The organism is Halobacteriovorax sp. (assembly GCF_041587335.1).
Classification (GTDB): domain Bacteria; phylum Bdellovibrionota; class Bacteriovoracia; order Bacteriovoracales; family Bacteriovoracaceae; genus Halobacteriovorax.
This window is the reverse complement of the sequence record NZ_JBFGYP010000086.1, coordinates 1-12,728: the sequence shown is the minus strand read 5'-3', so window position 1 is coordinate 12,728 and position 12,728 is coordinate 1. Positions and strand designations below refer to the sequence as shown.

General features: G+C 31.7%; 8 protein-coding genes, 2 tRNA genes and 1 pseudogene. All 11 read right to left on the bottom strand.

What is annotated here, in order from left to right:
* Positions 1-96: 96 nt before the first annotated feature.
* Positions 97-187 (bottom strand) — tRNA-Ser (locus ABX784_RS11755).
* 29 nt (positions 188-216) lie between these two features.
* Positions 217-304, bottom strand: a tRNA-Ser gene (locus ABX784_RS11750).
* A 105-nt stretch (positions 305-409) separates the two neighbouring features.
* A complete protein-coding gene (locus tag ABX784_RS11745) occupies positions 410-3,604 on the bottom strand; it encodes a tetratricopeptide repeat protein (RefSeq protein WP_372655236.1) in 3,195 nt (1,064 codons plus the stop codon).
* Between the two features lie 89 nt (positions 3,605-3,693).
* A complete protein-coding gene (locus ABX784_RS11740) occupies positions 3,694-4,707 on the bottom strand; it encodes a hypothetical protein (protein ID WP_372655235.1) in 1,014 nt (337 codons plus the stop codon).
* Positions 4,700-5,503 carry a hypothetical protein gene (locus tag ABX784_RS11735; protein ID WP_372655234.1) on the bottom strand — a complete coding sequence of 268 codons (804 nt, stop codon included), beginning with the start codon at positions 5,501-5,503 and terminating at the stop codon, positions 4,700-4,702. Before ABX784_RS11735 ends, ABX784_RS11740 begins: the two co-directional genes overlap by 8 nt.
* The gene (locus tag ABX784_RS11730) at positions 5,504-7,030 is read right to left on the bottom strand and encodes a hypothetical protein (protein ID WP_372655233.1); all 1,527 of its coding nucleotides are present in this window, start codon (positions 7,028-7,030) and stop codon (positions 5,504-5,506) included.
* A 282-nt stretch (positions 7,031-7,312) separates the two neighbouring features.
* The gene (locus tag ABX784_RS11725) at positions 7,313-7,780 is read right to left on the bottom strand and encodes a hypothetical protein (RefSeq protein ID WP_372655232.1); all 468 of its coding nucleotides are present in this window, start codon (positions 7,778-7,780) and stop codon (positions 7,313-7,315) included.
* Positions 7,777-8,673 carry a hypothetical protein gene (locus ABX784_RS11720; RefSeq protein WP_372655231.1) on the bottom strand — a complete coding sequence of 299 codons (897 nt, stop codon included), beginning with the start codon at positions 8,671-8,673 and terminating at the stop codon, positions 7,777-7,779. The genes ABX784_RS11725 and ABX784_RS11720 overlap by 4 nt, the downstream gene beginning before the upstream one ends.
* 324 nt (positions 8,674-8,997) lie before the next feature.
* Entirely contained in the window at positions 8,998-10,473 is a 1,476-nt protein-coding gene (locus ABX784_RS11715; protein ID WP_372655230.1) for an NADH-quinone oxidoreductase subunit N, read from the bottom strand.
* Positions 10,474-10,486: 13 nt separating this feature from the next.
* Positions 10,487-12,028, bottom strand: a complete 1,542-nt coding sequence (locus tag ABX784_RS11710; RefSeq protein ID WP_372655229.1) for a NuoM family protein — start codon at positions 12,026-12,028, stop codon at positions 10,487-10,489.
* A 31-nt stretch (positions 12,029-12,059) separates the two neighbouring features.
* Positions 12,060-12,728 (bottom strand): annotated as a pseudogene (locus ABX784_RS11705) (hypothetical protein); the annotation flags it as partial.

Genomic DNA, 12,728 nt, shown 5'->3' with positions numbered 1-12,728 from the left:
TATAGTGAGCAATAAACTTTTCTTCCCATAAGTCTAATTGATGCATCTAAAGAATTTCCTTAGTGATTTGATTTTGAATTTAAAAGTGATTTAAAATGGCGGAGACAGAGAGATTCGAACTCTCGGAACCGTCAAACGGTTCGACACCTTAGCAAGGTGCTCCCTTCGGCCACTCGGGCATGTCTCCGCAATTGCATTTCAAAGAGCCCAAAAAAATGGCGGAGGACACAGGATTCGAACCTGCGGACCCTTGCGGGTCAATGGTTTTCAAAACCACCGCTTTCGACCACTCAGCCAATCCTCCGCTTATTAGGAAATCATATATTACGTAATTCTTAGCAAAATAGCAATACGGTAAAAAGAAGAAAATTAAAAAAAGATCACTTAAATCTCTATGTAACAATAAAATCTACTTTAAACTCTTCATTAATCTTAAAATCTGGGCCCTATCTTTAGCCGCTGGAGTCAAATCAAGATAAACTCGAAGAGAATCAATAGCTAAAGAACTCTGACCAATTTCTTTATAAATATAGCCAAGCGCTCTATGAATCTCTCCATTATTTTGATTTTCTTTGAGGGCTTTCAAATAATACTCTCGAGCTCTATCGAGGTAGCCTTGTTTCCACTTAATCCAGCCCATCCCCATTAATGCCTCTACATAACGACCATTCTTTGAAATCGACCGCTTGAAGTTGAGCTCGGCTTCTCGATATTTCTTCTCTAGGCGGTATACTTCTCCAAGAATAAAGTATCCAAACTCAAGCGTTGGATTATTCTTAACTTCACGCTCGGCCATAACTCTAGCTGTCTTTATATCCCTCATAGCAATATACGTTTTTGCTAGATAGTAATTTGCTCTAGGGAACGTAGATAATCTCGCTAGAATTGATTCAAACATATTAAGAGCTTCTTTATACAGTTTTTTATCATATAAACTCTTACCAAGCTTTATCTGAACATCTAAATCCCCAGGGTTAATCTTAATCAACTCTCTCCCATACTTAATCACATCATCATCACGATCATCTAATTCAGCAGAGTAGATTAAAAATTCATAGAAACTAGCATCAGTACTTGCAAGTTTTTCCACACGTTTCTTATATTCTTGGAATTCCAAGTTTTGACCATTTTTATAATAATAAATTGCGATATCCCCCAAAATTTTTGGGTTATCCACATTTTGTTTCAATAGATTTCTAAGATATCCAATCGCTGTCTCTGCGCCCTCAAGCTCATAAAGAATATTTGCATAAGCACTGTGGTACTCAACATTAACTGGATCAAGAGCTATCGATCTAGTAAGCATATTTTTGGCTGATTTAAATTTTCTAAACTTCAAATAAATTTTTGCTAAATGAAAGTAGTCTTCATCATTTACTGGATTTCTCTTTATACTTTCTTTAAATTTAGAAATTGCATTTTCGTAAAACTCACGGCGTAAGTAGTACTTTGCTTGTAGAGAGTAAAATATGTAACTATCGCTTAACTTTGATTGAGCTATCGTTCTAAGTTCTATCTCTGCCTTATTCAGTTTATAGGCTTTTATATAGGCCTCAACAAGATAGATATTAATCTTTTTGTTGAGAGGGTACTCTTTTTTCATTCTATTAAAAGTTTTAATAGCATCTTCGTAATACCCACGTTTAACCTGAATATTTCCAAGTAAAAGCTGTGAGGGAATATATGAGCTATCTAAATCAGAAGCTTTAATTGCATTTATAAAAGCAATCTCCCATTTTCTTTCTTTAACTGCATTCTTAGATTTCTTCATTAGCTCTACAATCTTACTTTCAAGGATTATTTTCTCAACATTACTAGAGCCTCCTAATTCAAGAAGTGAAAGCTTTGATCTCAATTCATCTGACTCATGAATTTTCAATGCAACTCTAAAAAGATTTGCTGCTTTATTATTATCTTTCTTTATGGCCGCAAGAATTCCTGTGTATTCTAAAAATTTTGCATAGTAGCGAGGAGATCTACCAGAGTTTAGATCTTTAATTACTTTTAAGACTGCTTCATATTTTTTATAGTCTCCGATATCAAATTGATATTTAGCATATCTTAGTAATAGAGGAATCGATCTTGGAAATGAATTCCTCGCTTCTGAAAGTAACTCTTTTACTTTGTCTTGAAGGTCATTTTCTTGATAGAAGTTCAACAAGCTTAGGTAAGTATCTTCTCTTTTATTCTTAACATTTATAAGTAAATCAAAAACTTTTCTAGCTTCAATATAGTTTCCGACATCTATTAAAACATTTAAGTAAACAGTCAGAACCTTAACTGTCGGTTTATTTATACGAATAAAGTTCTCAAGGATTCGGTTTGCACTTTGAGATTTATTTATCTTTTTATAAAATAAAGCACTACCTGCAGCGATATTTTCATCAGACAACAATTTACTACGAGCAATTTCAATGAGTTTAAAAAGTGTTCTAATAGACTTCTTTTCATCTGCAGAGTTTTCGAAAATTTCAGCATATGTAAGAATTAAATATCCAAGTGCTTTGTTGTTTTTAAATTGATGATGTAGTGACTTACTAAATTCAAGAGAAGCTTTAATTTTTGATTGATACGTACCTAGTGAATAATATTCCAGCCCTTTATTTAATGCCTCTAAACTTTTAACTCTATCTAAAAACTCAGCTTGAATAGGAAATTGAATTTTTACTCTAACTGGATCTAGGTTTTTAACTTCTTTATCTGGAAACAGTAAAACCCATAGAATTACTATAAATGCCAGAGCGACAATTGGAGTAGTTCTTTTCTTTTTCGATTTTTTAGCAACTACCTCTTTTTCTTTTTCTTTTTCTTTTTCTTTTTTAACACTAGGTGAATCTAAGTTATTCTCAGCATCTTGCTCTTCGATCTTTTCTTTAAATTCTTCCTCAGCAAGATTAGCGATTTGATTTATATCAGGTAAAATTTCCTTTATATTAATGAACTCTGTTGCTTCGCTAGTGTTTAATACTTCTTCTTTCTCTTCTACCTCTTCGGTCTCTTGATTATCGTCCTCTTCTGAAGAGTCCTCAGTTTCTTGGGTCTCTTCAAGAGTTTCTTCTACTTTATTTCTAAATGGATTAGGATTAACAATTACTGTCTTATCTACATCATCTTGCTTAAGTGCAGATCTATTAATTATTACTGTCTTTTCAACACCTTCTTCTTCGACAGGAGGTTCTTCTTCAATGACATGACCTAACTCTTCCTCAATAGACTCAAGCTCCTTGGCCTCTTCTTGGAACTTTTCTTCAAGTGCACTATAGTCAACTCTGCTAATGTCTTCTTTCTTATACTGAAACTCTTGAAAGTTTTTATCTTTCACAGTGTTACTTTTTTTATTAATTTTAGGCTTATTTATTCTAGCAAAGGTTTGTGTTTTATCATTGTCACTGACTTTAGATGTATTTCCTTCTTTGGTTATTTTAATTATGAGAGACTTTATATCTTCAAAATCTTTTAATGTTTTCCAGTCACCCACAGGAAACACCTGACAGCTCTCATCTCCAAGCAAGTGTCCCTTTGCGTATAACTCACCAATCTGTTCAAGGACGAACGGACCAACAATTCTTTCATTTAATAATTTTACTCTATATTTCTTACTCATTAAGGCCTGTTTAAAGTTATCTTTCTATGAGTAATTATATCGCATAATGACTCAAAGTGTTTAAACAGGCTAAAGGAAAGAATTTCCTATCATTTCAATGATTTATGATCTTCTAGATCATAACTTAGCTCAAACATTCTTTTTGATATAACTGAAATAGTGAGCAAAGACGTAATTACACCTAGGAGTAGAATTACTTGATTGTCACTATCTACTAAATCCTTAAATAAAATGAATATGTGCCCAAAAGGAGATAAACCAGAAATGAAACATATTAACAAAAATACCAATATCAGCTTTATTCTACTTTTATCTAGATAACTAACTATAAGCTCTAGAAAAACAAATCCAGCGATAATAGTAAGAGTAAATATGGAGAAGTTTTCCCATAGCTTACTCTCACCAATAATTAACAGAGGTAATAGGGAAAGTATGACTAGAGCTCTTATAATTGATTTTAACTTTTGAACATTACTACTTTTATGAAACTGTAGGGAAAGAATACTTCCTACAAATATAAATAAAAGAATCATTATATCTATAATTGTATGATGCTTAGGAGGAATAGCATCAGTTAAGTCTGAAATAATTAAAATTGTCTTCATACAAAAGATAGAGACAGTAAAGACTTCATAACCAATAGACTCTGCAACACTATTGCTACTTTTCTCTCTGAGGAGAAAGTTTAAAATCATTAAAAAGATTAAACTCAAAAGTAATGCCACAACAAAAGTAAACTCTATACCTGTGTTACGAGGTACTGCGTTAAAGGCAAATGAGCCAAATGAGTTATAATATGTGAAAAAGATTATTATCCAAAAAATATATCTTACATTCTCAAAATATCTCTTATTGTAGAGTTTATAACAGTTGTTATAGATAATGTTTGAAACTACAAATAAGATTTCCGAAAAAAAGAAATATGATACTAAGTTGTCAGAAAGAAATATAGATAGACCAACACTCAAAGAGAAAGGTAGTGCAACCAAGAGTTCAGAATACTTTTTTAATCTTTTAAAAAATATTACAAAAGTAAAGATAGAAACAACTAACAAAATTTGTGTCATGAACTGCCAATCATACATTTCAAGAGCATTAACCATGACATTCCCCTATGTCTCTCAACCTTTTATTGCTAAACAGGCAAATAGAAAATATTGCTAGCCATGTAAGAGTTAAGAAAAAAGAAACCTTAATAAAAGGGATCAGTACTATAAGAGACGAAAGATATAAAAGAATGTCTATCGCTTTATTTAGCTCTTTAAGCTTAAAGCTTTTAAACAAACTAACAGTTAGCAATAATGTAATTACTGTTAGTAAAAAGTATAAATCAATTGAAAATGTAAAAACTCCAAGCCATAGGATAAAAGTAATAATACTTGTTTCTCTATAAAGACTTTGAAGCCTACCTTTTAATAATATGAATAAGAGAAAAATGGCACCAATGACAAAAACAGTTACTGAGAAAGGAGATTCGATATATTCACGTGCCTTCATCAATGAAAAAATATTAAACAGTATAAAAGGAAAATATATTTTTTTATCTACTCTAAAGGATGACCATAGAGCAATAAATGTTGAAATAAGCACATATACATACAGAATATCTTGCTGAAATACACCTTCAAAAATATATAAAAGAGTCAGTACAAAGAATGATATAAACTTCAGCTGTAAAAACTTGGATAGATTATTGCCTAAAGTTATCATAATCAAGAACGTTGTAATTTCAAAAGTTGTAAAAATATATAGTATGGAATCTAAATACATATATAAAAGAAATGAGATCCAAGACAAAGTACTTACAATATAGAAAGGTATGCACTCTTGAATACTTTTTGCATCTTTTGTTCTCAAGAATAAAGATATAATTGTAAATATTAAAAATATTATAATCATTTAAAGCTCTATTATTATTAAACTAATTATTAAAAATATTGAAAGTATATAAAATGAGACTTTGAAGCTAGATATTTCAACCTCATTTCTCTCATCTTCTAGAATGCTTTCAACTTTAGATTCTTTAGTTGCGACTGACCTAAGTTCTATCTTATTTAAAGAGATACTTCTAAGGACCTCATCAAGTCTAAATGAAACCTTCCAGGATAGCTTATTATCAACGACCTTCACAAAGTAACCAATTACTACAGCTCCAATTAAGAATATTATAAACATCAAGTTATAATTTAAAAGTCCACTCGCAAACATATCTACTTTATTTCCAAAGATTAGAGTCTCTAACAACTTTGTGTTTCTTTGACTTGCTAAATAGTGGGACAAATTAAGAAAAATCAAAGTTAGTGAAGTGATAAAGAGAGAAGCTGTTGCTATCTTAACTTTATTACTTCCCTCTAATAAATTTACATATAAATCATCGCCAAGCGATTTTAATGTGAAAGAGAATGTTACTAGTGAAATAATCATTGCTACGATCAGGTAGAAGAATACACTCATGTCTTTTGTTAAGCTTAGAATATCAATTAAAGCCAAACCTGAAAAACTTAACGGAATGGCCGCTAAATTAAATAAAGCAAAGCAAGCTGTAATTTTCTTCAACTCAACTTCCCGAGTGAATAAATTTGATAGCTCTCTATATATTGTAAATATTGCGATTATCAATAGGGAAGTCGCTATAGAAGATTCATAATATTCTATTACTAGATAGGTAAATGAAGTAAATAAAGATATTACTAGTAAATAGTTTATTGAATGTGAAAGACTTTTTCCTCTGAGGGGATTTCTCGCCTTTAAAAATATCGTAAAAAGAAAGATTGGACTCATTACGGTAGCAAGGTCTTGTTCAAAATTATTTGCTAGTTTAAATTTATAAGCTAGAGTCATTGGCACTAGAATCAACACAGTACTAATGTTTCTCTTTAATCCATTTAATCTAGAAAATTCAACAAGTACAAATAGAGTAATTAATGGGTAAAATATTAGCTCTGAAACTTCTGTTAAATATAAATAATAAGAGTCTTTTATAGTCAGAACTGTTGAAGATAGTTCTGAAAAGTATATTAAACCAATAAGAGAAATTATTAACAACGATATATAATCAATAAAGTAAGTTCGTCTTTCAAGAATATATACAATACAAATAAGTAACGTTGTAAGTACCACAACTCCTAAATTACTAGATATTAAGAGGATTGTAGTTAATAAGAAGATAAGCTCTTTTACATGGCGCTTATAACTCAATCTCTCTATATCAAAAGAAACTAGTGCTGACCCTATAAAAAAGAAAAGGATTGATGGGTTTTCAGTACCTAGAAATGCAGCACTTGGTCCCACACTGGTCCGATATAAGCAGTATGAGGATACGACAATTTGGAATGTACGAATTCCAACAGAAACAATAGCTTTATTACTGATTTTCTCATTTATAAAAATTAAGCATAAAGATGTAATTAGAATTAATTCAATCATACTATCCTTCTATATTACTATTGCCGCTGCTCTGGTACTGCTTAAACCTAATTATAGACGTGCATAAGGTTGCAATCACAAAAACTATTCCAAAAATAATGGTTAGAGAGCCTTCAAAAGATATTTTTTCTATTAATTCAATATAGTGTGATACTAAAACGAAGAGCGTAAATAGGTGACTCAAGCTAACAAAAACATCTACTGCGTTTTGTCTTGCATACATCATATATATAGAGACAACAGATGAAATTAAAATCAAGGATATGAGTAGTATATAAGTCATTATTCTTTAACTCTCTTAACTATATAAAGAAATAGTATCGTTATAGTTATTCCTGTTACAAACATTATATTAAAGTCTTGAAAGTAATCGAATATATTTTCTCTTGTTGAAAAGATGTCTCTCTCCAATATTTCATCACTAACATTATTAAGTAAAATAACCACTATCAGTGTTGATATTAAGACACTTACTATTGGTATAAAGTTGTTAGTCATTCTATTACGTGTTGAAGGTAGTACTCTAACTTTTCCGGTTTGAGAAAACTTCACATAACCTAGTGCTATAAAATTCATAAAAACGACAAAAGTTAAATAAAGGTCTGAATATTCATATTTTATATTATTTAAGAAAATGAATACTATTAGACTAGTTAAAAAGCTAAATAAGATCTTAAAGTTAGACTTGTTTGAGATTACCATTGCAACGTTAGCAATAAAGAAAACAACAACGATCAATACTGTTATCATAATCCCCCCTTCAAAAAGTGAATAAGAACAATATTAAAAGTAATCAATAACATTAAAGGAGTAAGGTCTCTTCTTTTAAAGTCGACAACAGATGGTAAGAATCGTATCAGCAGCCTAGTTATAACACTTAATAATGTGAATTTTATTATAATGGATATGAGTGTATCTATTTGTGTATATTCAGCAGATCCTATAAGTGTAATATCCGTCACACCACCTACAATTGTCCTTAAGAATAAACAAACCATATATATATATAATAAATTATTACTCAAATAATCAAAGAGTCTATCAACTGAATTATACTTAAGGGCCACTGAAGATTTTATTATTCTAGTATATAAGGATACTAGAATATAAAACATTGGTAATACTAGAGCTGGAAATTCTAAAATACTCCAACTACTTAAGGCATAGTCTGAATCCAGCCAAAATATCTTTTTCTCTACTATTAGGTTTGAGCTTAGCTTATAGAGTCCTATTAAACCCAACGTAAAAACTATTGATAGTGAGATAGTTGAAAGTTCATTAATTTCATTTTTCTTTTTCGTTTTTAAGAAAAATAAGAACTCACATACAATCACATAACAGATAACATAGTTGATATTGAAGAGATTTGTATCACTTCCAAATAACATATTACCTATTGTTTTAATTAGTAAGTAAGAGAGTATATTAAATCTAATTAACGATAGAGCTAGGGAGAATAGAGAAGTATTTAAAAAGTTAATTTTAAATACCCTTACTATTCGAAAGTTTCTTAGTGATTCCCTATAGGTTGCAATGGCCTCGTGTCTAAGTAATTTATCCACTAATCCAATAATCACTATAAACAATACGATAATAAATGTTGTTGCAACAACAGGAATCAATCCATTATTTATGCTATTCAATCTAATTCTTCCGTGACTGAGGTTCTATTCTTAAAACTATAACCAATGATAGAATAAAAGGTACTAATAATAAAAGGTTTTCCCTAGTAAATAACTGATCGAGAGACCAATTCTTTACGATTAGAGATAAAAGGAATATTGCTAAAATACTAAGAGATATCTGCATCGTAGTACGTAAATTCTTAACTGAACTAGTTACAAATTGTTTCTCTAGGTCTGTTTTAAAGTTATTACTGCGTGTTTTAACGAAAAAGGCCCAAGTAAATAATAAAATACTTAGGCCAGTTGAAATAATTATAAATATATTGAAATTAAGACCTTCCATTATTGGATAAAGATCTTAGCTCCATTAGCAACTACAATAATGTTTTCCCAAAAAATACCTAATACTAAAACAGGTACTGTAAGAACGGCAATTACAAGTTGGTTTGTGAATGCAAAGCCACTAACTTTTTCTTCACTTTCGCTTGTTTTAAATACCATTAATCTTACTATTTTTAGGTAGTAGTAAATTGCAACAACAGAGTTCATTCCTGCAATTATCGCCAATACGTAGAAATCTTTATCAATAAGAGCATTGAAGATATTAAACTTTGCAACAAATCCACTGAATGGTGGAATTCCTGCTAAAGAAAACATTGTCATGATCATAAAGATTGCCATTAATGGATGCTTTGAAATCAATCCATTAAATCTTTCAAAGTGATCATTCCCATATTCGTCTTGGATAAAAGAAGTAATAAAGAATGCAACTAGAGTCATAAATAGGTAAGTGATACCGTAGAATATAATTCCTGTAACACCAATTTCTGACAAGCAGACAACACCCATCATCATCATACCAGCGTGACTGATAGATGAATAAGCTAGCATTCTCTTAACAGATCTCTGACCAATTGCTGAAACATTTCCAACAGTCATTGTTAAGGCAGCAATAACACTTAGAGAACCAACCCAAGTCATTTGTAGAGCATTTGTATCTCCACCAAAGAAAGTCATTGTTACTCTTACAAGAACAGCTATACCTGCGATCTTTGGAACAATTGAAAAGAATGTTGTAACTGGAAGTGGTGAACCTTCATAGACATCTGGTGCCCACATGTGAAAAGGAACACAAGCTATTTTATAACCAATACCAGCAAAGAACATTAAAAAAGATGGCATTAAGATAGCAACTTGCATTGTATCTAATGTCTGTACTTTTTCTATCATTCCTGCGAATTGAATAGTCCCAACAACACCAAAGATATGACTTAAACCAAAGAGCATTATACCTGCAGAAATACCACCGTATAATGAGTACTTAAGTCCAGCTTCAGATGATCTATCATCATTTTTCTTTAATGATGCCAGTACATAAGAAAGTATCGATAGCGTTTCAATACCAATATATAGCATTAACATATTGTTAGCAGAAGCTAGTAGCATCCCACCAATAAGAACACCTATAGCGATAATTGCAAACTCACCTTTAAGCTGATCATAAATATCATCTGATCTTCTACTTAAATAGATTGAAGCTGCAGTACCAATAACCATGATTATTTTGGCTAAAGTACTAAACGGGTCAATTGTTAGAGCATTAGTAAAGATTCCCCCAGGAGCATCTCCTAAAGAGCCAACTAGTTTTACTAATGTGAAAAGTAGACCTAAATAAGCTGTTGCATAAAGGTAGCCTTTTTTACTACCTTTAACATCATTACTATAAGTAGACTCAACAAACAAAAGACCTATCATAGTCACTACCAGAATAATTTCTGGCGTGAATCGAGCTATACTTGCTAAATAGTTTAAAAGCATTTTTTACACCTTTTTACTGATAATTCGCTAATAAAGTTACTAGAGAATTAACTGAAGCTTTCATAATGTCTAAAATAGGTGATGGCCAAATTCCAAATAGAATTACAGCAACACATAAAGGCATCATATAGAAAATTTCTCTCGCATTCATATCTGTATATGACTTACATTCCTCAACAACATCACCAAAGAACATTCTCTTAAACATCCAAAGTAGGTAAGCTGCACCGATCAGAAGACCAAGTAGTGCAAGAACAGTCATAGTTGTAAATTTTTGATAGATACCAAAGAAGATTAGTGCTTCAGAGATAAATCCTGATAGTCCAGGTAATCCCATTGCAGCAAACATTCCGATTATAAACACAATCGAAAATACTGGTAACTGAGTATATAAACCACCAAAACCTTTTGATCCATCTGGTCTAATAATCCATCTGTGGTGAGATCTTTCATAAAGAATACCAATAAGAAGGAACATCATCGCAGCAGAAGTACCGTGGTTAAACATCTGAAGAACTGCACCGTTAAGACCTTGAGAAGTCATAGCGGCCATACCAATCATTACAAATCCCATGTGAGATACAGAAGAATATGCAATTAGTTTCTTAACATCCGTTTGTGCCATTGCACAGAATGCACCGTATATAATATTAATCAATCCGAGTATTGCAATGAAGTTTGAGAAATAAACTGCCGCACCTGGAAAGATTGGAAATGCGATTCTTAAGAAACCGTAAGTACCCATCTTTAATAAAACACCCGCTAGAATTACTGAAATTGCAGTTGGTGCCTGAACGTGTGCATGTGGAAGCCATGTATGGAATGGAAATACTGGAACTTTGATTGCAAAACCAACAAACATAAACATAAAGAATAGTTTATCAAATGCTACCTCTGTTCCAAATAGGCTTACTTTCATTTTAATAAACTCATCAGCACTCGCTTTAAGAGCTAGTAGATCAAATGAATCTACGCCTTTACCAGTTGCGTGATAAAGGGCAACCATACCAACTAGCATCAGGATTGATCCAAAGAAAGTATAAAGAAAGAACTTAACAGCTGCGTACTCTCTGTTCTCTCCACCCCAAATACCGATTAGGAAGAACATTGGTATTAGCATTACTTCCCAGTATACGTAGAATAAGAAAAAATCTAATGAGAAGAAAACACCGTAAATTGTACTTTGTAAGAAAAGAATTAAAGCAAAGTAACCTTTGATTTGTTTCTTAACTGTCCAAGAACTTAAAATACAGATGAAAAGTATCACTGACGTTAAAAGAATCATTGGAAGAGAAATTCCATCTACACCTAAGTGATAAAAGATATTGAATTGCTTAATCCAAGGAATTTTAACAGTAAATGCTTCTTGCATACCCGCAATAGAATTATCAAATCCCATCCACAGTTTTGCAGTTAGAACCATTGTAATAGCAGTATTTGCTAGGGCCCAAAATCTAATCGCGTTTTCTTTTGCTTTAGGAATAAGTAATACACCTAGAGCACCAAGCATCGGCATCCAAAGAATCCAGTTTAATAAATTCGACGTTCCACTCACCGTCAACTCCTCTTTATATAGAAAATAATTTTTATAATGCTAATATGTAACCAGCTAAAACAACAATAATCATGATGAAATAGAATTGAATCTTTCCAGATTGTAATGTTCTTAAAACAACATTAAACAATCTAACACTCGCTCCTGTTCCATCTACCATAACAGTATCAACCCATAAATCATCGAACCATTTTGCAAAAGTAAATAATCCTCTGTTTACTTTTGCCCAACCGTCAACAATATAGCGGTCATAAATACCCATATCTAACCAAGCTAAGAAGTTATTTAGAGGTATTAAACCTTTCCCAATAACGCCTTTTATATATAGATCATCCATGTAGTATTTGTTTTGTAGCGCTCTGTACCAACCAGAAAAAGTTGTTACCCACCATCCTGGATTCCATGACTTTTTGATATACATCATAAATGCAATGAAGACACCACTAAAAGCGATAATGATAGAAACGATGGCTCCAATATGATGTACATGGTGTACATGATGAGCTTCCTCTTCAGTCATTCCGTGATCCGGATCGTAATGAGACGGAGTAGCAACTACTGCTTCTCTTGTATCTACTGTTCCCCAAGCTTCTCTCTTATATGATGTAAACTTAGAAACATCTGGTTTTGCTACTAAAGTTGAAAACCACTCTAATTTTCCTTCTGGAGAAGCAACTTTAAGTAGTTTTTGACCTGTAAG

Coding starts and splice junctions, on each gene's coding strand:
- ABX784_RS11735 (WP_372655234.1), bottom strand. CDS start 5,503: ATGATTATAATATTTTTAATATTTACAATTATATCTTTATTCTTGAGA.
- ABX784_RS11745 (WP_372655236.1), bottom strand. CDS start 3,604: ATGAGTAAGAAATATAGAGTAAAATTATTAAATGAAAGAATTGTTGGT.
- ABX784_RS11725 (WP_372655232.1), bottom strand. CDS start 7,780: ATGATAACAGTATTGATCGTTGTTGTTTTCTTTATTGCTAACGTTGCA.
- ABX784_RS11715 (WP_372655230.1), bottom strand. CDS start 10,473: ATGCTTTTAAACTATTTAGCAAGTATAGCTCGATTCACGCCAGAAATT.
- ABX784_RS11740 (WP_372655235.1), bottom strand. CDS start 4,707: ATGGTTAATGCTCTTGAAATGTATGATTGGCAGTTCATGACACAAATT.
- ABX784_RS11730 (WP_372655233.1), bottom strand. CDS start 7,030: ATGATTGAATTAATTCTAATTACATCTTTATGCTTAATTTTTATAAAT.